At 71.9% G+C, this 24,891-nt stretch carries 23 protein-coding genes; 10 read left to right on the top strand and 13 right to left on the bottom strand.

Annotation, left to right across the window (positions count from 1 at the left end):
* Positions 1-84: 84 nt before the first annotated feature.
* Positions 85-1,584, bottom strand: a complete 1,500-nt coding sequence (locus FB047_RS07445) for an amino acid permease (protein WP_136586573.1) — start codon at positions 1,582-1,584, stop codon at positions 85-87.
* A 189-nt stretch (positions 1,585-1,773) separates the two neighbouring features.
* On the opposite strand from FB047_RS07445, the gene FB047_RS07440 reads away from it, so the two are divergent.
* The 3 genes from FB047_RS07440 (at position 1,774) to FB047_RS07430 (ending at position 3,297) form a co-directional block, all read left to right on the top strand.
* On the top strand, positions 1,774-2,115 hold the full coding sequence (locus FB047_RS07440; RefSeq protein ID WP_319801387.1) for a histone-like nucleoid-structuring protein Lsr2: 342 nt from the start codon (positions 1,774-1,776) through the stop codon (positions 2,113-2,115).
* Between the two features lie 55 nt (positions 2,116-2,170).
* The gene (locus FB047_RS07435) at positions 2,171-2,890 is read left to right on the top strand and encodes an acetolactate decarboxylase (protein WP_240752666.1); all 720 of its coding nucleotides are present in this window, start codon (positions 2,171-2,173) and stop codon (positions 2,888-2,890) included.
* Between the two features lie 68 nt (positions 2,891-2,958).
* The gene (locus FB047_RS07430) at positions 2,959-3,297 is read left to right on the top strand and encodes a histone-like nucleoid-structuring protein Lsr2 (protein WP_136586870.1); all 339 of its coding nucleotides are present in this window, start codon (positions 2,959-2,961) and stop codon (positions 3,295-3,297) included.
* Positions 3,298-3,358: 61 nt separating this feature from the next.
* On the opposite strand, the gene FB047_RS07425 is transcribed toward FB047_RS07430, so the two are convergent.
* The gene (locus FB047_RS07425; protein ID WP_136586570.1) at positions 3,359-4,432 is read right to left on the bottom strand and encodes a Glu/Leu/Phe/Val dehydrogenase family protein; all 1,074 of its coding nucleotides are present in this window, start codon (positions 4,430-4,432) and stop codon (positions 3,359-3,361) included.
* Between the two features lie 253 nt (positions 4,433-4,685).
* On the opposite strand from FB047_RS07425, the gene FB047_RS07420 reads away from it, so the two are divergent.
* Entirely contained in the window at positions 4,686-5,162 is a 477-nt protein-coding gene (locus FB047_RS07420; RefSeq protein ID WP_136586569.1) for a YbaK/EbsC family protein, read from the top strand.
* A gap of 367 nt (positions 5,163-5,529) precedes the next feature.
* On the opposite strand, the gene FB047_RS07415 is transcribed toward FB047_RS07420, so the two are convergent.
* From FB047_RS07415 to FB047_RS07400, 4 genes are all read right to left on the bottom strand, one after another.
* Positions 5,530-7,482, bottom strand: coding sequence for a glycogen debranching N-terminal domain-containing protein (locus tag FB047_RS07415; protein WP_136586568.1), 1,953 nt, complete (start codon positions 7,480-7,482; stop codon positions 5,530-5,532).
* Complete coding sequence (locus FB047_RS07410; protein ID WP_406600916.1) at positions 7,479-8,312, bottom strand: carbohydrate ABC transporter permease; 834 nt, start codon at positions 8,310-8,312, stop codon at positions 7,479-7,481. The genes FB047_RS07415 and FB047_RS07410 overlap by 4 nt, the downstream gene beginning before the upstream one ends.
* A gap of 77 nt (positions 8,313-8,389) precedes the next feature.
* The gene (locus FB047_RS07405; RefSeq protein WP_136586566.1) at positions 8,390-9,499 is read right to left on the bottom strand and encodes a carbohydrate ABC transporter permease; all 1,110 of its coding nucleotides are present in this window, start codon (positions 9,497-9,499) and stop codon (positions 8,390-8,392) included.
* Positions 9,500-9,511: 12 nt separating this feature from the next.
* Positions 9,512-10,750, bottom strand: a complete 1,239-nt coding sequence (locus FB047_RS07400; RefSeq protein WP_136586565.1) for a sugar ABC transporter substrate-binding protein — start codon at positions 10,748-10,750, stop codon at positions 9,512-9,514.
* Between the two features lie 225 nt (positions 10,751-10,975).
* Between FB047_RS07400 and FB047_RS07395 the strand changes: the two genes are divergently transcribed.
* A complete protein-coding gene (locus tag FB047_RS07395) occupies positions 10,976-11,980 on the top strand; it encodes a LacI family DNA-binding transcriptional regulator (RefSeq protein WP_136586564.1) in 1,005 nt (334 codons plus the stop codon).
* A 123-nt stretch (positions 11,981-12,103) separates the two neighbouring features.
* Here the strand turns inward: FB047_RS07395 and FB047_RS07390 are convergent, their stop codons facing one another.
* Positions 12,104-12,877, bottom strand: coding sequence for an IclR family transcriptional regulator (locus FB047_RS07390; protein ID WP_136586563.1), 774 nt, complete (start codon positions 12,875-12,877; stop codon positions 12,104-12,106).
* 61 nt (positions 12,878-12,938) lie between these two features.
* On the opposite strand from FB047_RS07390, the gene hutH reads away from it, so the two are divergent.
* The 3 genes from hutH to hutI all read left to right on the top strand — a co-directional run bounded on the left by hutH (position 12,939) and on the right by hutI (position 17,546).
* A complete protein-coding gene (gene hutH, locus FB047_RS07385) occupies positions 12,939-14,495 on the top strand; it encodes a histidine ammonia-lyase (RefSeq protein WP_136586869.1) in 1,557 nt (518 codons plus the stop codon).
* Between the two features lie 37 nt (positions 14,496-14,532).
* Positions 14,533-16,275 (top strand): urocanate hydratase, encoded by a 1,743-nt coding sequence (hutU, locus tag FB047_RS07380; RefSeq protein WP_136586562.1) that lies wholly within the window; start codon positions 14,533-14,535, stop codon positions 16,273-16,275.
* Positions 16,276-16,340: 65 nt separating this feature from the next.
* The gene (gene hutI / locus FB047_RS07375; RefSeq protein ID WP_420812646.1) at positions 16,341-17,546 is read left to right on the top strand and encodes an imidazolonepropionase; all 1,206 of its coding nucleotides are present in this window, start codon (positions 16,341-16,343) and stop codon (positions 17,544-17,546) included.
* Between the two features lie 375 nt (positions 17,547-17,921).
* Here the strand turns inward: hutI and FB047_RS07370 are convergent, their stop codons facing one another.
* The 5 genes from FB047_RS07370 to FB047_RS07350 all read right to left on the bottom strand — a co-directional run bounded on the left by FB047_RS07370 (position 17,922) and on the right by FB047_RS07350 (position 22,285).
* A complete protein-coding gene (locus tag FB047_RS07370; RefSeq protein WP_136586561.1) occupies positions 17,922-18,386 on the bottom strand; it encodes a SixA phosphatase family protein in 465 nt (154 codons plus the stop codon).
* On the bottom strand, positions 18,383-19,420 hold the full coding sequence (locus tag FB047_RS07365; protein ID WP_136586560.1) for an arginase family protein: 1,038 nt from the start codon (positions 19,418-19,420) through the stop codon (positions 18,383-18,385). The genes FB047_RS07370 and FB047_RS07365 overlap by 4 nt, the downstream gene beginning before the upstream one ends.
* On the bottom strand, positions 19,417-19,770 hold the full coding sequence (locus tag FB047_RS07360) for a gamma-glutamylcyclotransferase family protein (RefSeq protein WP_136586559.1): 354 nt from the start codon (positions 19,768-19,770) through the stop codon (positions 19,417-19,419). The genes FB047_RS07365 and FB047_RS07360 overlap by 4 nt, the downstream gene beginning before the upstream one ends.
* 77 nt (positions 19,771-19,847) lie before the next feature.
* A complete protein-coding gene (locus FB047_RS07355) occupies positions 19,848-21,122 on the bottom strand; it encodes a DUF445 domain-containing protein (RefSeq protein ID WP_136586558.1) in 1,275 nt (424 codons plus the stop codon).
* Entirely contained in the window at positions 21,122-22,285 is a 1,164-nt protein-coding gene (locus tag FB047_RS07350; protein ID WP_136586557.1) for an acyl-CoA dehydrogenase family protein, read from the bottom strand. Before FB047_RS07350 ends, FB047_RS07355 begins: the two co-directional genes overlap by 1 nt.
* Before the next feature lie 93 nt (positions 22,286-22,378).
* Here FB047_RS07350 and FB047_RS07345 point away from each other — a divergent pair, with 93 nt between their 5' ends.
* Positions 22,379-22,783 carry a pilus assembly protein CpaE gene (locus FB047_RS07345; protein ID WP_136586556.1) on the top strand — a complete coding sequence of 135 codons (405 nt, stop codon included), beginning with the start codon at positions 22,379-22,381 and terminating at the stop codon, positions 22,781-22,783.
* A gap of 88 nt (positions 22,784-22,871) precedes the next feature.
* Here FB047_RS07345 and FB047_RS07340 read toward each other — a convergent pair whose 3' ends face one another.
* A complete protein-coding gene (locus FB047_RS07340; RefSeq protein WP_136586555.1) occupies positions 22,872-24,077 on the bottom strand; it encodes an MFS transporter in 1,206 nt (401 codons plus the stop codon).
* A 565-nt stretch (positions 24,078-24,642) separates the two neighbouring features.
* Here FB047_RS07340 and nrdH point away from each other — a divergent pair.
* On the top strand, positions 24,643-24,876 hold the full coding sequence (gene nrdH / locus FB047_RS07335; RefSeq protein ID WP_055838040.1) for a glutaredoxin-like protein NrdH: 234 nt from the start codon (positions 24,643-24,645) through the stop codon (positions 24,874-24,876).
* The last annotated feature ends 15 nt before the right edge of the window (positions 24,877-24,891 follow it).

Below are 24,891 nucleotides of genomic sequence, written 5' to 3'. Positions count from 1 at the left end.
CGTCGTCCTCCCCGCGGCGGAGAACGACGGATGCCGCGGCCCGACCGTTCGAGACGGGGGCCGCGGCATCCGCGGGGCGAGGGGTCAGTCCTTCGGCGGGGCCACCACGCGCGGGGTCGTCGGATCGAGCGGGGCGCCGGTGGCCAGTCGCGCGTGGCTGCGCGAGTAGGCGAAATAGATCGCGAAACCGAGAGCGAGCCAGATGAGGAAGCGCAGCCAGGTCTCGACCGAGAGATTGAGCATCAGGTAGGTGCAGATGAGGGCCGACAGGATCGGCAGCACCGGGCTGAACGGCACGCGGAAGCCGCGCTTGAGGTCGGGACGCTTGCGCCGCAGCACGATCACGCCGATCGAGACGAGCACGAACGCCGACAGCGTGCCGATGTTGACCATCTCTTCGAGGACGCCGATGGGGGTGAGCCCGGCGACGATCGCCACGATGACCGTGACGATGATCGAGATGACCCAGGGGGTGCGGAAGCGCGGGTGCACCTTGGCGAGACCGCCGGGAAGCAGGCGGTCGCGCGACATCGCGAAGATGATGCGCGTGGCACCGATGAGCAGCGTCAGCACGACGGTCGTCAGACCCGCCACCGCGCCGGCGGCGATGACCGTGGCCATCCAGGTCTGCCCGTGGAAGGCGAACGCGTTCGCGAGGGCCGCCGACGGGTTGAGGTCGGAGTAGGGGACCATGCCGGTCACCACGACCGCGACGGCGCAGTAGAGGATCGTGCAGATCACGAGCGACGCGATGATGCCGATCGGCAGGTCGCGCTGGGGCCGCTTGGTCTCCTCGGCGGTGGTGGCCACCACGTCGAAGCCGATGTAGGCGAAGAACACCAGGGCCGCACCCGCGAGGATGCCGCCGACGCCGAAGGTCGCGGGCTCGAGTCCGGAGAGGAACTGCAGCAGCGGCTGCGTGAGGCCGGAGGCCGATTCGGTGGGCACCGAGTCGGGCACGAAGGGGCTGTAGTTGGCCGGGTTGATGAACATGATGCCCGCGATGATCACGAACAGCACGATGAACAGCTTCACGGCCACGAGCACGAGGTTGACGCGCAGCGACTCCTTGATGCCGAGGGTCATCAACCCGCCGAGCACGAGGACGAGCAGGATCGCCGGCAGGTCGACGACTCCGCCGTACGAGATCGCGGCGGGGAGGGTGATGCCGATCTGCTCGAGGAACGTGCCCAGATAGGCGCTCCACCCCTGGGCCACGACGCTCGCGCCCAGGAACATCTCGAGGATGAGGTCCCACCCGATGATCCAGGCGAACAGTTCGCCGAGGGAGGCGTACGAGAACGTGTACGCCGAGCCCGAGACCGGGACGGTCGAGGCGAACTCCGCGTAGCACATTGCCGCGAGGCCGCACGCGATCGCGGCGATGATGAAGCTGATGACGACGGCGGGTCCGGCGACGTCGTGGGCGGCGCGACCGGTGAGGGTGAAGATGCCCGCGCCGATCACGACGCCGACGCCGAAGACGGTCAGATCGACCGCGCTGAGGGACTTCTTGAGCCGGAACTCCGGCTCATCGGTGTCGGCGATGGACTGCTCCACCGACTTGGTACGGAAAAGGCTCACGCGACGCTTCCCTGTCTCGACGGATCTCTGTCTCGGGCGATGTCCGGGGAGCGAACACCACCCCCGGAGGATAGCCCCCCGGGAGCGCCGTGACCACCACCCCCTCGACCGGCCGCGCGCGAGATATCACACGAATAGTCATGCGGGTAATTCATCGAATGGCGGTGTATTGTTTTTCGTATTATGGCTATGAAGCACATCACCCACCTCGTCGACGATCTCGACGGAACCGTCCTCGAAGACGGACAGGGAAAGCAGATCACCTTCTCGGTCGAAGGCCGCGCTTATGAGATCGACCTTTCCGACCGCAACGCCGACAAGTTCTATTCGGCGATCGCGCCTTTCGTGGATGCCGCTCGTTCGGTTTCCCGGGGCGCCTCCACCGCGCGTCGTTCGCGTTCGCCGCGACGCGCGAACGACGTCGATCTCGGTGCCGTCCGCGAATGGGCTCGCGCCAATGGACACACGGTGAGCGACCGCGGTCGCGTTCCCGCGTCGATCCTCGACGCCTACGCGGACGCCAATTCCTGATATCACTCCGGAGGAATCGGCCCGCGCGACGACGGCCGACATCGCGTCGAGTGCGGTGACGCAATTCGCCGTACTCGACGCTCTTCTCGGCGGTGTCTATTCGAGTGGCATCCCGGTTTCCTCCCTCGCCGCGCTCGGCGACACCGGTATCGGGTGCTGCGAAGGGTTGGGCGGAGAAGTCGTCCTGATCGACGGCGTGCCCTTCGAATGCACCCCCGACGGCCCGCCGCGGCGGATGTCGGAGGAGGAGACCCTTCCGTTCGTCGACATCTGCACGCTCGGCTCCGGCCCGTCGACCACGGTCGGAGAGGTCGATTTCGCGGGTCTCGACGCCCTCGTCGCCGAGCGACTGGCCAGCCGGAACTTCTTCCACGCCGTGCGTCTGGACGGCGTGATGACGCGGGTGCGCACGCGGGTGACGCGTCGCGAGCTCCCGCCGTTCCGTCCGCTGGCGGAGGTCGCCGCGGAGCAGATCGAGACCGAGACGATCGACCGCGCGGGGTCGCTCGTGGGGTTCTGGATGCCGGCGATCTATCAGGGCATCACGGTCGCGGGTCTGCACCTGCATTTCCTCAGCGACGACCGCGAGGTCGGCGGCCACGTGCTCGATGTGCGCGTGCGTCGCGGTCGGCTGCGCGTCACCGCCTATTCGCGACTTCAGTTGCGGCTCCCCGACGACGAGGAATTCCGTCGGACCGAGCTCACGCATGACGAGGATCACCGCATCGTCGCGGTCGAGAGTCGACCCGCGATGTTCTCGGACGGTGAAAGCTGACGAAGGAGCGGGTGAATTCGCAATCCTTCTCCCCGGGACGGGATGATTCACCGTCCTACGATCGCCCCATGGCGAAAAAGCACATCACTCAGCTGATCGATGATCTCGATGGCGTGGTCATCGATGACGGAAAGACGGTGAACTTCTCGCTCGACGGCCGTTCGTACGAGATCGACCTGTCCGAAGAGAATGCGAAGAAGATGCGCGACGCGTTCTCGCCCTTCATTTCGGCGGGTCGCGCGGTGGGATTCTCCGCCGGACCGGCGCGAAAAGCCCCGCGCGGTCGACCGGCGCCCACGAGGGATCTCGTCAACGTCCGATCCTGGGCGGAGAAGAACGGATATTCCATCAATACCCGCGGGCGGATATCGGCCGCCGTTCTGGCCGCGTACGACGCCGCGCACTGACGCGCATGAGAAGAGCCGGATGCCGTGACGACGGCATCCGGCTCTCTGCGTCCCGGGCGTGTCAGACGAGCGCGTTCTCGCCCGCGCCGACGGCGAGACGCTCGGCGGCGAGCCCCTCGGCGGCGGCGAGCGGGGTGACGCCGCGCGACGCGGCCTCATCGAAGATGCGGCGTACGGTGTCGCCGATGTCGGCCACGCGGCCCATGATCTGCTCGAGCGTTCCGCGCTGCTTGGCGACGAGGTCGAGGTAGATCACTCCACCGGCGTTGACGACGAAGTCGGGTGCGTAGAGGATGCCGCGCTGCGCGAGCCGTTCGGCGCCGGAGCGTTCGGCCAGCGGGTTGTTGGCGGGGCCGCAGACCGCGCGCGCGTCGAGGGCGTCGATCACCGCGTCGGTGAGAACGCCGCCGATGCCGGCGGGCACGAACACGTCGGCGGGGACCAGGTGGGCCTCGCCCGGCTCGACCCAGGCGGCGCCCAGTTCGGCGGCCAGCTCGCGCTTGGCGGGGTTGACGTCGGTGACGGTGAGGATCGCCCCCTCGGTCGCGAGACGCTCGGCGAGGCGGCTTCCCACCTGACCGAGACCGGCGATCGTGATGCGGCGCCCGGTGACGTCGTTGGTGCCCACGGCGCGCTCGAGGGTCGCGATGAGCGAGGCGTAGACGCCGAGGCTCGTGGGGCCGGCGGGCTCGCCCGAGCCTCCGACGGTGTCGGGGAGCCCGACCACGTGCGCGGTGCGCTCGCTCACGACGAGCATGTCGTCGGTGGTCGAGCCCACGTCTTCGGCCGTGCGGTATAGGCCACCGAGGCTCTCAACGGCATCGCCCAGGTCGAGGAAGGCGGCGCGGCGGCGGTCGGCGTCGAGCACGGTGCCCGGGGGCAGACCGATGACGCTCTTGCCACCGCCCGCGTCGAGGCCGGCGGCGGCGTTCTTCAGGGTCATGGCCGCGGACAGGCGCAGGGCATCGCCGAGAGCGTCGGTCCACGAGGGATAGGTCCACAGCCGGGCGCCGCCGAGGGCGGAGCCGAGCACCGAGGAGTGAAGGGCGACGGCGATGAAGAGGCCGCTGCGGTGTCCCGTCATCACCTCCACGCGCTCGTGGGCGAAGTCGGGCAGGGGCAGGGCGTTGGTCATCGCGTTCCTTGTCGTCGGCCGCCTTGTGGGCGGCACGTTCCGGAGCCGCGGCGTTGCGGCATCCACCCTCCATTCTGTCGCGAGACGCCGTCGCGCGCGACGCCGGCGCGGTCTCGTTCGCCGAGATCACACGATCGGCGCGAGATCACATGCGCGCGACGGTGCGGAAGGTGTCGGGTCACGCCGATCGTGTGCTCTCGCGGGGGATCGACGCGGGCGGGGCGCCCGCGGGGGCCGTCGTAGGCTGTCGGGCATGGTTGACGCCCTTCCCGTTCGGAGCCGTCTCGTCGCCGCGTCGCTGGAGGCCGCCGGCATCCCCGGCGAGATCATCGTGCTCCCGGATGCCGCGTCCACGGCCGCCCTGGCCGCTGCGGCCCTGGGTGTCGAGGTGGGCGCGATCGCCAACAGCCTGGTGTTCTGGAGCGACGACGAGCCGCTGCTGGTCATGACCAGCGGAGCGCACCGCGTCGACACGGCGGCGCTGGCGGAGCGGCTCGGGCGCGGGGCGATCCGCCGGGCGACGCCGGAACAGGTGCTCGCCGCGACCGGCCAGCCGATCGGGGGAGTCGCGCCGACCGGGCACCCCGCGGCGCTCACGACCGTCGTCGACGAGGATCTCGCGGCGTTCGATGAGATCTGGGCCGCCGGGGGGACGCCGCACACGGTGTTCCCGCTGACGTTCAACGAGCTCGTGCGGGTGACCGGCGGGACGGTCGAGCGCGTCGCCTGAGGGCGGCGGCCTTCGCGTGGTGCGGCGCGGGGCCGCCCTCGCTTGACTCGTCCCAGTTTTGGTGGGTCGGGCGGTGCGTCACCGGCGATAAGTGGGACAGGCGCCGCGCTTTTGGGGACGAGGGCGCGCGTCGCCGACCTCGTCCCACTTCTGGTGGGTCGGGCGGTGCGTAACCGGCGATAAGTGGGACATGCACCGCGACTTTGGGGACGAGGGGTGCGTTGACGACCTCGTCCCAGTTTTGGTGGGTCGGGCGGTGCGTCACCGGCGATAAGTGGGACAGGCGCCGCGCTTTTGGGGACGAGGGGCGCCCCGGCGCAGCGAGGAAGGGCCGGGCGGCGCCGCACGCGGGGCGCCGCCCGGCGGCTCACGCCTGGGGGGAGGGCGTGAGCGCCGTCAGGCACACCACCGCGGCCGCCGCCGACCACGCCTGCGGGCGGCAGGCGGCCGGATACGGGGTGGGCACCGACGAGTGGGAGCGCGGGTCGCCGGAGTGCAGCTCGGGCACGCGGTAGGCGAAGCCCTCCGCGGCATCCAGCAGCCCCTCGACGACCGATCGCGCCGGAGCGGCGAGTCCCGCACGGAGCATGCCGTGCGCGGCGATCGCGGTGTCGTGCACCCAGACGCTGCCGCCGTGGTACGACACCGGCCAGTATCCGGCGGCTCCCGTCGACATCGTGCGGATGCCGTACCCGCTCGACATGCTCTCGCCGAGCAGCAGGTCGGCGATGTGCGCCTCCTCGTCGGGGGAGAGGATGCCGGTGCCGAGCAGGTGCCCGATGTTGCTGGTCAGCGTGTCGACGGGACGCTTCTCGCGGTCGAGGGCGACGGCGGGGTAGCGGCCCTCGGGCGTCTCGACCCAGTACGTCTCGGCGAAGCGGCGCTTGAGGTCGGCGGCCCAGGCGCGCCAGAACGCGACGTCGTCGGCATCCGTCGCCTCTCCGAACTCCGCGAGCAGGTCGGCTCCGGCCCGGGCGGCCTCGTACGCGTACGCCTGCACCTCGCACAGGGCGATGGGTCCCTCGGCGAGGCGGCCGTCGCGCCACTGGATCGAGTCGCCGGAGTCCTTCCACCCCTGGTTCGACAGGCCCGTCCCGAGGCGGTCGATGTAGTCGAGGAAGCCGTCGCCGTCGCTGTCGCCGCTGTCGCGGATCCAGCCGAGGGCTCCGCGGAGCGCCGGGAGGAGTTCGCGCACCTCCTCGTCGGGCATGCCGGCGCGCCACGCGTCGGCGAGAAGGCAGATCCACAGGGGGGTCGAGTCGACGCTGCCGTAGTACTTCGGCGGCAGCACGATGCCCTCGCCGGGGATCTCGAGCGCCGAGGCGCGCAGCTCGTGGAGGATCTTGCCGGGTTCCTGCGCGGTCTGCGCGTCGTCGTCGGCTCCCTGCAGGCGCGCGAGCACACGGAGGGTGGATGCCGCGATCTCGCGGTCGAGGGGGAGGGTCAGGCGCGCCGCCCAGATCGAGTCGCGGCCGAAGAGGGTGAAGAACCAGGGCGCTCCTGCGGCGAAGAATTCGTCGCGGGGGTGCTCGGGGAGCACGAGCCGCAGCGCGTCGAGGTCGTCGAGCGCCGTGCGCAGCCACCGAGCGAGCCGCGGGTCGGAGGAGCGCGCGGCGACCGCCGCGGCATCCCATCGCGCGGGGGCGGTGGCCGAGCCCACGACGAGGGTGTCGTCGCGCAGGCTCAGCGTCCAGCCGACGGTGACCTCGCCGAGCGCGGGGATCTCGATGCTCCACGCCGCGTCGACCCCGTCGGCCCCGGATGCCACGAGGGCACCCGGGGCGGCCAGCTCGAGCCCCTGCGGGCCGGCGTCGACGCGGGCGGTGTCGCCCTCGACATGGATCCGGGCGGGCCGGGGCCGCGCGTGGCCCGACTTCACCTCGTGCAGCTGGGCGAACTCGGGGGTGAGGCGCAGTCGCAGCGTGGCCCGGACGGGACGGTCGACGCGCGAGGCGACGGTCCACGCCTCGCTCACGACGCCGTCGTCGACTCGGCGGTCGCGCAGCAGGCGCACCTTGGGGTCGGGGGTCGAGTCGTCGACGCCGCGCAGGATGCCGCCGAAGACCACGCGCGAGGCGCCGTCGGGCGCGGTCGAGATCCACTCGATGGGCGACTCGTCGCACGACGCGACGAGCGAGGCGACGTGGCGGACGTCGCCGTGGTAGACGCCGTGGACGGCGGCGGCGCCCATGTCGCCCGAGCCGTCGGACCACGCCTGGGTCGGCGCGCGCAGCACGATGAGGGCGTCGTTGAGCAGGGGTTGCAGGGGCATGGTCTCGGTGGTCGTCCCGTTCGGCGAGGTGGTGGGGGCGGTGGTCATTCTTTGACGGCTCCTTCGCTGGCGTTCATGATGCGGCGCTGGAAGATGAAGAACACCACGGCGACCGGGATCGTCATCAGGGCCGCGGCCGCGAGTTTGAGGGGGAATTGGCTGCCCTGGCTGAGCTGACCGCTCGCGAGGGACGCCACGCCCTTGGTCAGGGTGGTCAGCTCGGGCGACTGGGTGGAGATGACGAAGTGGCTGAGCTCGTTCCACGAGCCCTGGAACGACAGGATCACGATCGTGATCAGCGCGGGTCGCGCCATCGGAAGCACGACCGACCAGAACACGCGGAAGGTGCCCGCTCCGTCGATGCGGGCCTGCTCCTCGACGGACGGCGGGATCGACTCGAAGAAGTTCTTCATGATGAACACGCCCGCGGCATCCACGAGGAGGGGCAGGATCATGCCCGCGTAGGAGTCGTACATGCCCAGCTGGTTGATCACGAGGAACTTCGGGATCAGCAGCACCACGGCCGGCACGGCCATGACCGCGACGAGGCCGGCGAACACGATGCCGCGTCCGCGGAACTGCAGGCGCGCGAGCGCGTATCCGGCGAGGGAGTTGAAGAACACCCGGCCGAGGGTGACGAACACCGTCACCACGACGGAGTTGCCGAACCACACCGGGAAGTCCGAGTTCAGGAACAGCCGCTCGTAGGCCGCCCACGTGAAGGGCTGCGGCACGAGCGAGATCGGGTCGGCCGCGGCCGCGGCATCCGTCTTGAACGACGTCGCCACCTGCACGAGGAACGGATAGATGTAGACGAGGGCGAGCACGAGCAGCAGCACGTACAGGCCGATCTGCCAGCGCAGGGTCTTGGCCGACATGCGGTGCTTCGCGGGGCGCGTGGGGCCGTCGACGCGCTGCTCGGCGAGGACGGTCGTCTGCGGGGAGGCCGTGGCGGTCATCGCGTGACCCCCTTCTGTGCGCGCACCTCGTACTGGCGGATGCGACGTCGCGAGACCGGGCGATCGCGCAGCACGAAGCGCTGCAGGATCGTCAGCGCGACGATGATGACGAACAGCACGAACGCGATCGCCGCGCCCTGGCCCCACTGCTGCGAGAGGAACGCCGACGAGTAGCTGAGGTAGGCCGGGGTGAGGGTGGTCTTTCCGGGGCCGCCCTGGGTTCCGGTGTAGATCTGGTCGAACACCTGCCAGGTGCCGATGAGCCCGAGCGTCAGCACGGTGAAGAGCACGGGCTTGAGCTGCGGCAGGGTCACGCGCCAGAAGCGCTGCCAGCCGTTCGCGCCGTCCATCATCGCGGCCTCCTGCACGTCGGCGCCGATGTTCTGCAGGCCCGCGATGAACAGGAGCATGAAGGTGCCCGAGGTCGTGAACACCGCCATGAGGATGAACGCCGACATCGCCACCGAGGGTCCGGCGAGCCAGTCCCACCACGACACGCCCAGCATCGTGTTGCCGGTGAGGACGGCGGGACCGCTGGTGACGCCGACCGCGGCGAGCAGGTTGTGCACGACGCCCGAGGGGTCGCTGAACCAGTTGGGGCCGTTGATGCCCAGCCACGACAGCACCTCGTTGACGGCACCGGATGCCGAGAAGAGGAAGAGCCACAGCACCGTGATGGCGACCGAGCTGGTCACGGAGGGGAAGTAGAAGGCGGTGCGGAAGAGGCCGCGACCCCGCAGGACCGCGCGGTTGACGAGCACCGCGAGGAAGAGCGAGAGGGCCGTCTGCAGGGGGACGACCAGCAGCACGTACCAGGCGTTGTTGCGCAGGGCCGTGCCGAAGTCGCGCTCGGCGAGCCCGCCGCCGGTGGTGACGGCGGCGTAGTTATCGAGGCCGACGAAGCCGACGCTCGGGGAGAAGGGACTGCCGCGTCCGGTCCAGTCAGAGAAGCTCACCCACAACGCCATCAGCACGGGGACGAGCAGGAACACGCCCAGGATGATCAGCACGGGGGCGGTGAAGAGCCAGCCGGCGGCGGCCTCGCCGCGCCGGATCCCCGCGGAGGGGGACCCGGCGCGACGCGGCGCTGTGGTGAGAGCACTCATGAGGGGGGTCGCTTACTTGACGATCGCCTCGAGGTTGGACTGCGCCGTCTTCAGCAGCGCCTGCGGGTCGCCGGTCTTCAGCGACTCCAGCTGCGCGTTGAAGTCGGTGATGACATCGGCGGCACCGGCCATGTTCGGCGGGAACTGCGCGTAGTCGGCGCCGGCGAGGAACGCGGTCTTGTCGGGGTTGGCGGTCGACCAGGCGTCGGCGGCCGACTGGATCGAGGGCATCGGGCCGAACGCCTTCGAGAAGGCCAGCTGCTGGTCGGTGCCGGTCAGGTACTCCACGAGAGAGCGGGCCTGCTCCTGGTTGCCGCTGTCGGCGGCCATGCCCCAGCAGTTGGTGAACTGCAGCGTGCCCTTGCCGCCGGGGCCCGCGGGGAGCTCGGCGACCTGGTACTTCACGGTGGGGTAGTCGGCCGACATCGCGCCCGAGATCCAGTTGCCCTCGATGACCATCGCGGCCTTCTGGGTGCCGAACGCCTCGCCGCCCCAACCCGCGCCCACGTCGGAGGCGAAGGCGAAGGTGCCGTCGTTGAGGTGCGTCTTGACGTAGTCGAGCGCCTCGACGTTGGCGGCGCTGTCGGCGGTGGCCTTGCCGTCGGTGACGAGTCCGCCGCCGGCCTGGGCCATGAACGCGCCCACGCGCTGGTACTCGGCGCCGAACGCCAGGCCCACGCGGCCGTCGGTGGTGAGCTTCTGGGCGACGGATGCCAACTGGTCCCACGTCGTGGGGATGTCGGCATCCGTGAGTCCCGCCGCCGCCCACAGGTCGGTGTTGATGATCAGCGCGAGCGTGGAGAAGTCCTTGGGGGCGCAGAAGAACTGACCGTCGACGGTGAAGTTGTCGACGAGCGAGGGGTAGAAGTCGCTCTTGTTCGACAGGTCGTCGCCGTACGCCTGGATCGAGCCGTTCGCGGCGTAGCCGGCGAGGGCCTCGGGGGCGAGGTAGAACAGGTCCGGCGGGGAGCCCGCGGCGAAGCCCTGCGAGAGCTGCTGGGGGAGGTCGTTGGCGGTCTGGACCTCGGCTTCGACGCCCGACTGCTCGCTCCACGCGGCGACGGCGTCGGTGACGGCCTGGGTCTCGGCGTCGCCCGAGGAGCCGATCAGCAGGGTGAGCTTGCCGCCGCCCGAGGCCTGGCCTTCGCCCGGGGTGTCGTTGAAGCCCGAGCCGCAGGCGGTGAGCGTGAGGGCTCCGGTGGCGAGTAGGGCGCCGGCGGTGAGCCAGAGGCGGACAGGGTGCCGTGTCATGTGTCTCTCTCCTTCGATGAGGCATGCGACCCCTCCGGGTGCTCGGAGGGCCGTCTTTTTGAACGTTCAAATGACGGTTCGACAAAGGTAAGGAACGGCGGGGCCACGTGTCAAGCCGTCGCGGCGCCGACCCTTTAGGCTGACGAGACCGCGAGGGCGCGCACCGCGCCGCGCACGCAGGCGCCCGCGGTAAGGGACCCGGATCGCGGAGAGGGGAGGACGGCGATGATGAAAGCGCCCACCGTCGACGACGTCGCCCGCGTGGCGGGGGTCTCCCGCCAGACCGTATCGAACGTCGTCAACACCCCCGACATCGTGCGCGAGACCACGCGGCTGCGCGTGGAGGCCGCGATCGCCGAGCTCGGCTACCGCCCGCACGCCGCCGCGCGGCGCCTGCGCACGCGCCGCAGCTCCACCATCGGCATCCACCTCGATCCCTACGCGGGAGGCATCGCCGGGGTCGTGCTCGACCGCTTCGTCCACGCCCTCACCGAGAGCGCGGGCGAGCGCGACATGCGCGTGCTGCTCTACGCCGCGCGCACCGCCGAAGAGGAGATCGACCGGCTCTCCGACCTGCTGGAGGGGGGAGAAGTGGATGCCGTCGTCATCACCGGAACCTTCCACGGCGACCCCCGCACCGGGTGGCTGAACGCGCGGGGTCTGCCGTTCGTGTCGTTCGGTCGACCGTGGGGCGAGGACGACGTCGAAGCCCCCGCGCACCTGTGGGTCGACGTCGACGGCGCCGCCGGGACGCGGGCGGCGACCACCCACCTGCTCGAGGTCGACGGGGCGCGGCGCGTCGCCTTCCTCGGCTGGCCCGAGGGCTCGGGGACGGGCGACGAGCGCGAACGCGGGTGGCGCGAGAGCGTCGGAGCCGCGCGCGGACCGCGCTGGGTCGTCGAAGACAGCGTCTCCCTCGCTCGCGACGCCGTCGCGGCGGAGCTCGCGACTCGATCCGACGTCGACGCCATCGTGTGCGCGAGCGACTCCCTCGCGATCGGCGCGCACCTGGCCACGGCCTTGGCCCGGCGCACCGACGTGCGCATCGTGGGCTTCGACAACACCCCGGCGGCCGAGGCCCTCGGACTGTCGAGTGTCGAGCAGCTGCCCGAGCGGGTGGCATCCGGGGTGCTCGAACTGCTCATGGGAGACGGGACGGTCGTTGCCCCGCGCGCCGCGACCGCCGGCGCCGCGCACGTGCTCGTGGAACCGCGGCTCGTCGTGCGCTGAGGCACGGCGCTCGGGTGCGGGTGGACGAGAACCACCGCTGACTGTCCAAAACACCCGGGCGGACCTGACGACCGTCCGGGTGTTGCGGACATTCGGCGGGAACGGCAGGGCGGTCGGCCCGGATCAGGCGGGGCGGCCGATGCGGCGGGCGAGCTCGGCGGCGGTGGCGGATGCCGCGGACGCCAGCGCCGCGGCATCGTGCGGCGGTCCGTCGGCCGGCCACGTGATCGCCACGGCCGCGGCGGGCCAGCCGGCGTGGTCGAGCACCGCCGCGGCGACGGAGCGGAATCCGGGGGTGACCTCGCCGTTCTCGCTCGCGTAGCCGGCCGCGCGCACCTCCCGGAGCACCTCGCGCAGCGCGCGCGGGGTCGCGGGGCCCAGGCCGTGGCGCTGGGTGAGGGCGGTGGCATCCGGGAAGAGCGCGCGCACCTGCTCGCGGGGGAGCGCGGCGAGCATCGCCCGACCCGTGGCGGTGAGGTGCGCGGGCAGGCGCACGCCCACGTCGGTCACGAGCGCGGGGCGGCGGGGCGCGCGCTCCTCGACGATGTACAGCACGTCGCGACCGGCGAGCACGGCGAGGTGCGCGCTCTCGCCGACGCGATCCGACAGGGCGGCGAGCAGCGGTCGGCCGAGGCGGGCGAGCGGCTGCTGCCGGGCGTAGCCGCCGCCGAGCTCGAACGCCGCCGTGCCCAGGCCCCACCGGCGATCTCCGGGCAGGTGCACGACGTACCCGTGCTGCTCGAGGGTGGAGAGCAGGTGGTACACGCTCGAGCGGGGGATGCCGAGGGTCGTCGCCATCGTCTGCGCAGCCATCGGGCCGGGTTGACGCGCGAGCAGCGAGAGGATCCGCAGCGTCTGATCGGCGGCGGGGACCTGCGGGCGGAGATTGTCTGGCATGACAGACACAGGATGCCAGAACCCCGTCGTTCCGCGACAGCGGACGCGGTGGAATCGCCTCATGCACACGAGCGTCACCGTCGGATCCACCCCCCTCACCCCGCGCGAGGTCGTCCAGGTCGCGCGCCACGACGCGCGCGTGGTCGTCGACGCCGACGCCCTGCAGCGCGTGGCCGACACCCGGGCGCTCATCGAGGGTCTTGCCGACGACCCGCAGCCGCACTACGGCATCTCGACCGGCTTCGGGGCGCTTGCGACCACCTTCATCGCCGAAGACCGGCGCGCCCAGCTGCAGGCGAGCCTCATCCGCTCGCACGCCGCGGGAACCGGTGCCGAGGTCGAGCGCGAGGTCGTGCGCGCCCTCATGCTGCTGCGCCTGCAGACCCTCGCGACCGGCCGCACGGGCGTGCGCCCCGTCGTCGTCGAGACCTACGCGGGCCTGCTGAACGCCGGGATCACCCCGGTCGTGCGCGAGTACGGCTCGCTCGGCTGCTCGGGCGATCTCGCGCCGCTGTCGCACGTCGCGCTCGCCGTGATGGGCGAGGGGGAGGTGCGCGACGCCGCGGGGCGAGCGCTCCCGGCCGCCGACGCCCTCGCCGCGGCGGGCATCGCGCCCGTCGCGCTGCGCGAGAAGGAGGGCCTCGCCCTCATCAACGGCACCGACGGCATGCTCGGCATGCTGCTGCTCGCCCTGCACGACCTCGAGATGCTGCTCACCACCGCCGACGTCGCGGCGGCGATCTCGATCGAGTCGCAGCTCGGGACGGATGCCGTCTTCGCGGCCGATCTCATGGCGCTCCGCCCGCAACTCGGACAGGCCGCGTCCGCCGCGAACCTGCGCTCCTTCCTCGCCGGCTCCCCGATCGTGGCGAGTCACCGCGGCCCGGAGTGCACGCGCGTTCAGGACGCCTACTCGCTGCGCTGCACCCCGCAGGTGCACGGAGCCGCGCGCGACACGATGGCCCACGCCGCGCAGGTCGCCGAGCGCGAGCTGGCATCCGCCGTCGACAACCCCGTCGTCACGGTCGACGGACGCGTCGAGTCGAACGGCAACTTCCACGGCGCACCCGTCGCGTACGTGCTCGACTTCCTCGCGATCGCCGTGGCCGACGTGGCGTCGATGTCGGAGCGGCGCACCGACCGCGCGCTCGACGTGGCGCGCAGCAACGGACTGCCGCCCTTCCTCGCCGACGAGGTGGGCGTGGATTCCGGCCTGATGATCGCCCAGTACGCGGCGGCGGGGATCGTGTCGGAGCTCAAGCGTCTCGCGGTTCCGGCCTCGGTCGACTCGATCCCCTCGAGCGCGATGCAGGAGGATCACGTGTCGATGGGATGGGCCGGCGCCCGCAAGCTCCGGCGCGCGATCGACGGCCTCGCCCGCGTCCTCGCGATCGAGGTGCTCACCGGATGCCGCGCCCTCGACCTGCGCGCGCCCCTGCAGCCCGCGGCGGCCACCGGGGCGGTGCGCGACGTCGTCCGCGGCCGCGTCGAGGGCCTCGGCCCCGACCGCTTCGTCTCGCCCGAGATCGAGGCGGTCGCCGACCTCGTCGCCTCGGGCGCGATCGCGCGCGCAGCGACCGAGCAGGCCGCGACCGAGCTCGTCGCCTCCCGCGGCTGACCCCCGTCCGTTCCGTCCGATCGAAGGAGATCACGCCATGACCGACACCACCCTCCCCGCGTCGACCCCGGATTCTGCGACGCCGTCGCGCGGCGAGGCCGGGGCCGAGTCCGGAGCCGAGGCCGCCGCATCCGCTCGCCGCTCTGCGATCCACGCGCCCCGCGGCGCCGCCCGCTCCGCGAAGAGCTGGGGGGCGGAAGCCGCCAAGCGGATGCTCATGAACAACCTCGATCCCGAGGTGGCCGAGCGCCCCGATGACCTCGTCGTCTACGGCGGAACCGGGCGGGCTGCCCGGTCGTGGGCGGCCTACGACGCGATCGTGCGCACGCTCGACGACCTCGAACCCGACGAGACGCTGCTCGTGCAGTCGGGGAAGCCCGTCGGCGTCTTCCGCACGCACGAGTGGGCGCCGCGCGTGCTCATCGCGAACTCGAACCTCGTCGGCGACTGGGCGACGTGGCCCGAGTTCCGCCGGCTCGAAGACCTCGGGCTCACGATGTACGGGCAGATGACCGCGGGCTCGTGGATCTATATCGGCACGCAGGGCATCCTGCAGGGCACCTACGAGACCTTCGCGGCCGTGGCGCGCTCGCTCGGGCGGGAGTCCCTCGAGGGCACTCTCACCCTCACCGCCGGCTGCGGCGGCATGGGCGGCGCCCAGCCGCTCGCCGTGACGATGAACGGCGGCGCCGTGCTCATCGTCGACGTCGACCGCGCTCGTCTCGACCGGCGCGTGGCGCACGGCTACCTCGACGAGGTCGCCGACGACCTCGACGCCGCGATCACCCGGGTGAGCGCCGCCCGCGACGCGGGTGAGGCCCTCTCGGTCGGCGTCGAGGGGAACGCGGCCGAGATCTTCCCGGAACTGCTCGCCCGCGGCATCCCCATCGACATCGTCACCGATCAGACGAGCGCGCACGACCCGCTGTCGTACCTGCCCGTCGGCGTCGCCGTCGATCGCTGGAAGGCCGAGGCCGCCCGGGACCCCGAGGACTTCACCCGCCGCGCGCGCGAGAGCATGGCCGCTCACGTGCGGGCGATGGTCGGATTCCAGGATGCCGGAGCCGCGGTGTTCGACTACGGCAACTCGATCCGCCGCGAGGCGGAGCTCGGCGGCTACGACCGCGCGTTCGCCTTCCCGGGGTTCGTGCCGGCGTACATCCGCCCGCTCTTCGCCGAGGGGAAGGGACCGTTCCGCTGGGTCGCGCTGTCGGGAGACCCCGAGGACATCGCCAAGACCGATCGGGCGGTGGCCGAACTCTTCCCGCACGACACGGCCCTGCACCGCTGGCTCGAGAAGGCGGGCGAGCAGGTGCACTTCGAGGGGTTGCCGGCGCGCATCTGCTGGCTCGGTTACCAGGAGCGCCACCTCGCGGGGCTGAAGTTCAACGAGATGGTCGCCTCGGGCGAGCTGTCGGGGCCGATCGTGATCGGTCGAGACCACCTCGACGCGGGATCCGTCGCCTCCCCCTACCGCGAGACCGAGGCCATGGCCGACGGGTCGGACGCGATCGCCGACTGGCCGCTGCTGAACGCGCTGCTCAACACCGCGAGCGGGGCGTCGTGGGTGTCGATCCACCACGGCGGGGGCGTCGGCATCGGTCGCAGCATCCACGCCGGGCAGGTGTGCGTGGCCGACGGGTCGGACCTCGCCGCCGAGAAGCTCGCGCGCGTGCTGGTGAACGACCCCGGCACCGGCGTCATGCGACACGTGGACGCGGGGTACGACCGCGCCCGCGAGGTGGCGGCCGAGCGTGGACTGACGGTGCCGATGTGGTGAGCGGGGCCGGTGCGGGGAGCGGCGCGGAGGTGGTGAGCGGCGCGGAGGCGGCGGGAGGCACGGAGGTGGCGGGCGCGCCCGCGACGGACTCCTTCTGGCTGACCGCCATCGCCGAACTGACCACGAACGTCGCCGACGCGGGCGACCCGTGCGGCACGATCCGCGACGCCGCGGTGCGCGTGCACGCGGGACGCGTCGCCTGGGTCGGAACGACGGATGCCGCCACCTCGAGCGCGCATCGTCCCGGTCGCGACGGCCTCCCCGTCGTGGACGCCGCCGGTCGCGCCGTCGTCCCGGGCTTCGTCGACAGCCACTCGCACCTCGTGTTCGCGGGAGACCGCGCGGACGAATTCGCCGCGCGGATGGCCGGACGGTCGTATGCCGCCGGCGGCATCCGCACCACCGTGTCGGCCACGCGCGCCGCCTCCGACGACGACCTCCGCCGGCGCCTGCGCGCGCTCGTCGACGAGTGCCGCGCGCAGGGCACCACGACGCTCGAGATCAAGACCGGCTACGGCCTCGACGTCGAGACCGAGACACGGCTGGCGCGCCTCGCGGCGGAGGTGACCGACGAGGTGACCTTCCTCGGCGCGCACGTCGTCCCTGCCGAGTTCGCGGGACGGCCCGACGACTACGTCGCCCTCGTCACCGGCGCGATGCTCGAGGCTGCGGCTCCCTTCGCGCGCTGGATCGACGTGTTCTGCGAAGACGGGGCGTTCACAGCCGACCAGTCCCGGCGCGTGCTCGACGCGGGTCGCGCGCGGGGGCTCGGCATCCGGGTGCACGGGAACCAGCTCGGCTACGGCGACGGGGTGGCCCTCGCGGTCGCATCGGGGGCCGCGGCCGTCGACCACTGCACCTACTTGACCGACGACGACGTGTCGGCGCTCGCCGCGTCCACCACCGTCGCGACCCTGCTGCCGGGCGTCGAGTTCTCGACGCGCCAGCCCTACCCCGACGCGCGGCGTCTGCTCGAAGCGGGAGTGACCGTGGCCCTGGCGAGCGACTGCAACCCCGGCTCGAGCTTCACCAGTTCGATGCCGCTCATGATCGCCCTCGCGGTGCGCGAGATGGGGATGACACCGGCCGAGGCCGTGTGGGCGGCGACGGCCGGGGGAGCGCGCGCCCTGCGGCGCACCGACGTCGGACGCATCGCCCCGGGAGCGCGGGCCGACCTCGTGCTGCTCGAGGCGCCCAGCCGCGTGCATCTGGCCTACCGGCCCGGCGTTCCGCTCGTGCGGCGGGTGTGGAAGGACGGCGTCGAGGTCTGAGGTCGCGGCGGGGCGCGGCGGGGCGGGGTACGGCGGGGCGGGGCGGGGGCGTGCTCCGGCGTGCTTCGGCGTCGGCGGGATGTCGGTGATTCGCGTGAAGTCCGCTGGGTTTTACGGGTTGGGGCTGAGGTTGTGCGGATTGTCGAGGTTGTGCGCGGCCGGCGCGCCCGGCGCGGCGGGCCCGGGGTCTCGGTGCGGCCGGGTCGGCGCGGGCGGCGGGTGGTCGTCGCGCTTCGAATACGCGTGCGGCCGGGGGAGCATGGCGGCCGGGGCGTCGGTGCGTGGCGGCCCCGTTCCGGGGGTCGTCCGGCCGGGGCGACCGAGGGCGTGCCGTCGTTTTTCGGGCGGTCGCGCGCCCCTCAGCGCGGCGTCGGGCTACGGCGTGAACAGCTCGAACTCGTCGGGGGCGATGACGTCCACGTCATCCCAGGTGCCGTCGTTCCACGTGAAGACGGCGACGGCGCACGTGACCATGCGGACGTCGCGATCGGCGAGGCGCGAGACGAGGGCGCTCATGCCGGGGTCGTGCGCGACGACCATGACCTCGTCGCCGCCGGCGGCTCGGGCCGTCGCCAGCAGTCGGTCGGGCTCGGCGAGATAGAGCTCGGCGTGCTCGGTCAGGGCGGCGTCGAACGTCTGCGCGAACACCGCGGCGGTCTCGCGCGCGCGCAGCGCCGTACTCGACACGATGGTCTCGGGTCGCACGCCGGCACGCAGCACCGCGCGGGCCACGGCCGGGGCGTCGCGACGACCACGGTCGTTCAGCGGGCGATCGTGGTCGTCGAGGCCCTCGTCGGCCCAGTCCGACTTCGCATGTCGTGCGAGCGCCAGTTGGATCATCGTCGTTCCGCCTTTCCTGCCAGGAGTTCCAGAACGCACAGGGCGGCCAGTCGCACCGTGCGGCCGTCGTCGGTGTCGGCCGTGGCATCCACCTCGACGATGTCGGCGCTGGTCACACCGGGGTCTCGAGCGAGGCCGCGCACCAGGGCGCGCAGCTCCCACGCGGCGAGTCCGCCCGGGACGCTCGCGGGACACCCGGGGGCGACGGAGCGGTCGCACACGTCGACGTCGATGTCGAGGTGGATGCCGCCGTGGTCTCCGTCGATCGAACGGGGGGCCGCGAGGGCCTCGGGGTCCGCCGGGAGTCCGGCGACCGCGGCGGCGCCGTCGGCGCGGGACGCTGCGGCGGTGCCCGCGTCGTGCCCCGTGGTCGCGGCCGGCGTCGGGGTGCCGGCCGCGGGATCGGAGCCCCCGCCCGCGACGTGCAGGGCGTGCGCGATGACGTCGTCGATCCCGCGACGGCGCAGCTCGTCGAGGGTGATGACGGTGATCCCCGCCTCGGCGGCACGACGCGCGTAGGCCGCGGAGTTGGCGAAGTCGGCGATCCCGATCTGCACGATGCGGCGCGGATCCAGGCCGTCGGCGATGAGACGTCGCACGGGCGACCCGTTGGATTCGCCGTCGCGCAGGTCGAAGTGTGCATCGAGCGTGATCAGCCCGCGCGCGCCGCGCCCCTGGGCGACCGCGTAGGTCGCCGAGTTGTCGCCGCCGAGGGCGATGATCAGTCGGGCCGCGGAGAGCGCCAAGACCGCCGCACGCACGCGCCCCTCTCCGTCGCGACCGTCGGGCTCGTCGACGTCGCCCGCGTCGGCGACGCGCAGCACCTCCGTGAGATCGAGTGCGGGCGGCCCGATCAGGGTGGGCGAGAAACGGCGCAGGGCGGCGCGGACCGCCGCGGGGGTCTCACCGGCTCCGGTGGGCGACAGAGAGGTGCGCCAGGCGGGAACTCCGAGGAGCACGGCGTCCACGGTTCCGGTCGGCGGGGGCCAGTCACCGGCGCGCGGCCAGAGGGGATCGACGGACAGAGTGCTCATGCGGCCACGTAGACCCAGGCGCGCAGGCCGCTCGCGAGCGTCACAGCGGCGCGACGGTACAGCGCGACCTCGTACTCGTCGGCCGCGTCGAGCTCATCGGCGGTGAGCCGCAGGACCCGGCCGAAGACGCGGTCGCGGGGGTCGTCGGTGCGGCGGAGGATGGGGTGCTTGTCGAGGCCCGAGAGCTGGGCGACCCGCTCGTCTCCCACATCGGTCCACTCGAGGCGGAAGCCCGGGAGCGCATCTTCGGCCCCCTCGAGCAGGCGGCCGAACGTGTCGAGCTGCACGTCGGGCAGCTGCAACGTCCCATAGGAGAAGAGGCACTCCTGCGGCCCCGAACCGTCGCTCACGAGGCTCAGGCTACCGAGGGTCGCGCGTGGTCGGGCGGTGCGACGCGGGATCGATCCGCGCGTGCGTTCACGGACCGTCACGAGCCCCAGGCGAAATGCGCGACCGTGAAGATCACGAGTCCCGCCAGCGCCCCCACGATTGTGCCGTTCAGGCGGATGTACTGCAGGTCGCGGCCAACCATGAGCTCGATCTTCTCGGTCGTCTCCTCGGCATCCCACCGTTCCACGGTGTCGGTGATGATCGAGGCGATGTCGTGACGGTAGCGGCCGACGACGAACACGGCCGCATCGGTGACCCAGCCGTCGACCCGCTTCTGAAGCGTCTCGTCGTGCTGCAGGCGCTCGCCCACCTCGGCCAGCGCGGCGGCCGCGCGGCGGCGCAGGGCGCTGTCGGGGTCGGCGAGCGAGCGCAGCAGCCCGGCCTTGGCCGTGTTCCAGGCGTCGGCGGCCAGCTGGCGCACGCGCGGGCTGTCGAAGACGGCGGCCTTGGCCTCTTCGAGCCGCACCATCGTGGCCGGGTCGTGCTGCAGGTTGTCGGCGAGGCGGGCGAGATAGCCGTCGATCGCGCCGCGCGCCTGATGCCGGGGATCGGCGCGCACGGCGTCGACGAACTGCACCGCTTCGCGATAGACCGTGTCGTCGACGAGGCGAGCCGCCATGCTCGGCACCCACGAGGGCAGACGGCGCGAGACCAGTCCCTGGAAGGTGTCGCGGTTGTTGCCGAGCCAGACGGCGATGTTGTCGAGCGCGAGATCGACCGCGCCGTGGTGCGCTCCGGAGCCCACCACGCGCTGCAACCACCCGCCGATCGACGGACCCCAGTCGGGGGAGAGCAGGTGCTCGCGCGCGAGGTCTTCGATCAGGCCCTGCACGTCGTCGTCGTCGAGGGCGGTGAGCACGCTCGTCGCGAGCGTGGCGCCCTCCGCGGCGACGCGTTCGGCGTGCGGGGGATCGGCCAGCCACGCCCCGGCTCGCGCCGACAGCGGGGTCGACTCGAGCTTGGCGCGCACCACGTCGCCCTCGAGGAAGTTGGTCTCGACGAACTCGCCCAACTGGCGGCCGATCTCGTCTTTGCGGCGCGGGATGATCGCGGTGTGCGGAATGGGCAGGCCGAGCGGATGCCGGAACAGGGCGGTCACCGCGAACCAGTCGGCGAGCGCCCCCACCATGCCGCCCTCGGCCGCGGCGCGGACGTACTGCAGCCACTCGACCTCTCGCTGCAGCGGGAACGAGACGGCGAAGACGAGGGCCATCGCGAGGAGCGCGCCGAGGGCCACGCCCTTCATGATGCGCAGGGCGCGGCGCCGCTCCTGATCGGCCGGGCTCAGCGCGGCCGTGGGCGTGCGGGCCATCAGCTCGTCACCGGACCGAGCCAGGCGGCAGCGGCCGTCGCGTGCGCGGACTCCGGGTCGGAGGGGTGGAACATGCCGGCCAGCACGTCGCGGTACAGCCGGCTCAGCTCGGTGCGGGAGAAGTAGGACGAGCCTCCGCCCACCAGGATGGCGTCGTCGACCACGGACTTGGCCGTCGTCACCGCGCGGTGCTTGACCCCGGCCAGCAGCGAGAACCAGCGTCCCCCGTGGTCGACCAGGGTGTCGACGTCGTGCGAGAGCACGGCGAGCTGCGGAGGAAGGGCGTCGTAGGCGAGCACCATGCCCGCCACACGGCGGCGGATGTCGGGATCGTCGGCGTAGACGGCGCCCGTCTTCTTCGACCGACGCACGGTCGCGGCCTCGACCGCGAGATCGAGGGCGCGGCGGGCGATGCCGGTGTAGACCGAGGCGAGCAGGATCTCGAACACCGCGAAGATCCCGAACACCAGCGCGTCGGGCTGCGGGCCCGGGTCGAGCCGCCGCACCACGCGATGCGCGGGTGCGTGCGCCCCGCGCAGCTCGGTGGTGCGGCTCTGCGTCCCGCGCATGCCGAGGGTGTCCCAGTCGTCGCGCGCGACGACGGCGTCGTCGTCGCGGTCGAGGAACGCGAACACCATCTTGGGCCCGTCGGCGGAGGTGCTGTCGAGCCCGTGCACGCCGAGGTGGTCCCACGCGGGGGAGAGGGAGGTGAAGATCTTCGTGCCCGTGAACCGGTACCCGCCCTCGCCGTCGGGCTCGGCGGTGGTGTCGCTGCCGAACAGCACGAGGTCGTTGCCGGCCTCGCTGATGCCGAACGCGAAGACCTCGCCGGCGGCAGCGCCCTGCGCGACGAACGCGAGGTCGTCGATGCCGCGGTCGTGGAGCACCTTGGCCACGCCCGTCCACACGAGATGCATGTTGATAGCGAGCGCGGTCGCGGGCGCGGCTCCGGCCAGGCGCTGCTGCAGCACCGAGGCCTGGGCCAGGCTCAACCCCGCTCCGCCCTGCTCCGTCGGGACGAGGATGCCGAGGTACCCCGCCGCACGCAGGTCGTCGAGGTCGTCGTGCGGGAACGTGTTCTCGCGGTCGTGCACCACCGCGCGCTCGCGGATGCGCGCGAGCAGATCGTCGGGCAGGTACCGAGCCGGATCGAACGAGGTCATGGCATCCATTCTGCTCGTGCCCACCGACATCGCGGCCGTGCGCCTGCCGCGGCGGCGACGCCCCGCCCGTCGATCGCCCCCAGAATGGATGCCATGATCTCGACCGAGATGGCCCTGGCCCTGCGCGAGGCGGGTCTGGTGTGGCATCCGCGTTCCGGCGACCGGTTCCAGCTCGACGAGCCCGAGTTCGAGGCCGACGTGTTCACCGTCAGCGACATGACCGTCGAGCCTCGGGATTATCCGACCGGACGCATCCTCGCGTTCAACGGCACCACCGAGTGGGCGTTGGACTCGGTCGCGACCGAGGAAGCGCTGTGGCTGCCGTCGGAGCTGCAGTTGCGCGAGATGCTGCGCTCGACCTTCCGCTCGCTGCGCCGGCTCTCGGACACGTACGAGGTCGAGATCTCGGTCGGCGGATCGACCCTCGTCTTCGACCACCCCTCGCCCGAGGACGCCTACGCGCTCGCCGTGCTGGAGCTGCTGCGCCGGACGCACTGAGCGGGAACCGGCGCCGCGGCGCCGGGACACGCGTCCTCGGAGCGTACGGGCCGGAAGGGGAGCGGATGCCGGGGTGCCCGGCATCCGGTCAGGTGATCGTCTCGACGGGTTCGGTGTCGGGGATCGGGCTCGAGTCGCGGTGGCGCAGGTCGGGGAAGCCGCGCACGAACACCGCGGCGACGACGAAGCCGGCCACGGCGAACGCCGCGGCGGCGATGTACGCGCCGGTGGGGCCGATGCCGTCGACGAGGAACCCCGCGACGGCCGACCCCGCGGCGGCGCCGATGAGCTGGCCCGTGCTGATCCAGCCGTAGGCCTCGGCGGTCTCGCTGAAGCGGACGCTCGCGGAGGTCATCGCGAACATCACGGCGAGGGCGGGCGCGATGCCGGCGCCCGCGACGAGCAGGGTCGCCCCCAGCCACCACGCGTTGAGGGAGACGATCGTGAGGGAGAGGCCGAGGGCGACGATCGCGAGACGGCGCGCCATGGCCCACGGGCCGATCGGGATGTGACCGAACGAGAGCCCGCCGGCCAGGCTGCCCACCGCGAAGACCGCCAGGATCAGGCCGGCCTCGAGACCGCCGTGGTCGAAGGTGGCGACGACACCGGCCTCGACCGCGGCGCACGCGCCGATGAGAAGGAACCCGGTGGCGGTGGCGAGGATGACCGGCGGCTTCGTGAGCACGCGCCCCAGGCCGCGGCGGCTGCGCGGGATGCGCACGCGACCGACCTCGGGGCTGAGGATGAACCACGCACCGCCGCCGAGCAGGATGACGACCACCAGCAGCAGCCCGGGGACCGTGCCGACCTGCGTCGCGACGAGCGTGATGAGCACCGGCGCGAGCACCCAGATGATCTCCTGCAGGGAGGCGTCGAGGGAGTACAGCGGGGTCAGCTGCTTCGAGTTGACCATCTTGGGGTAGATGGTGCGCACCGCCGACTGGATCGGCGGGGTCGAGAGTCCGGCGACGAGACCGAGGGTCATGTACAGCGGCAGGGGCATCTCGATCAGCGCGAGGGTCGCGATCGCCGCCGCGCACACCAGGAGCGTGACGGTCAGTACCCGGCGCATGCCCCAGCGGCCCATCCAGCGGCTCGTGACGGGACCCGCCACGGCCTGTCCGATGCTCGTGGCGGCCAGCACGAGGCCCGCGGCGCCGTACGAACCCGTGACGTGCTCGATGTGCAGGAGAACGGCGAGGCTCGTCATCCCGTTGGGGAAGCGCGCGGTCAGCTGCGCGGCGATGATGCGCCCCACGCCAGGGGTTCGAAGGAGTTCGCGGTAGCCGGCCACCGGTCAACGTTACAGCCGACCTCCCACATCCGTGCCGACGGGCGGTGTCGTGCCGGGGCCGGTCCGACGCGGATGCCGCGGCGCGCTGCGCCGTGCCGCGCTGCGCCGTGCCGCGGTCGGGGAGCGGATGCCGCGAGGTCACACGATCGGCGCGAGATCACACGGTGGGTGGGCGGCGGATGCGGTGTTCTCGCGCCGATCGCGTGATCTCGACGGGGCGGACGGTGCGCCCGGTCGGCGACACGCCGCGACACGCCGGAGGACGAATTCCACCGCCTGTGCAATGTCGGAACCCCCGTCTAGCGTCCGGTCTGTGGACAGATGGGCTCGACCGCGACGACAACCGCGGAATCGCGCCTGTTAACGACATCCGGGAAGGGGGTCGATCTGTGGATGGAATCGTGGACAACCTGTGTTGTACATGGGGAGAGACGGTGGAAAATCACACGGATGTAACTACTACCCCTTGTGGTTACTCCCGATGTCCGTCCCCATATGTAGTATTGAGGTCCCGGCGAGCCCTGCCCGCCCGGACGACGATTTTCCAGGGGAGAGAGAGAACGACATGGCGATCACGGTCTACACCAAGCCGTCCTGCGTCCAGTGCACCGCGACCTACCGCGCACTCGACTCGAAGGGCATCGAGTACAACGTGCTCGACCTGTCCGAAGACCCGTCGGCGCTCGAGCAGGTCAAGTCGCTCGGGTACCTGCAGGCCCCCGTCGTCATCACCGACGAGGACCACTGGTCGGGCTTCCGTCCCGACAAGATCGACGAGCTCGCGTCGCGCCTCGCCTGATCCGGCGACAGGCTC

Source organism: Microbacterium hydrothermale (genome assembly GCF_004854025.1).
GTDB classification, from domain to species: Bacteria; Actinomycetota; Actinomycetes; order Actinomycetales; family Microbacteriaceae; genus Microbacterium; species Microbacterium hydrothermale.
Note: the sequence above shows the minus strand (reverse complement) of the source record. Positions and strands in the feature narration are given on the sequence as shown.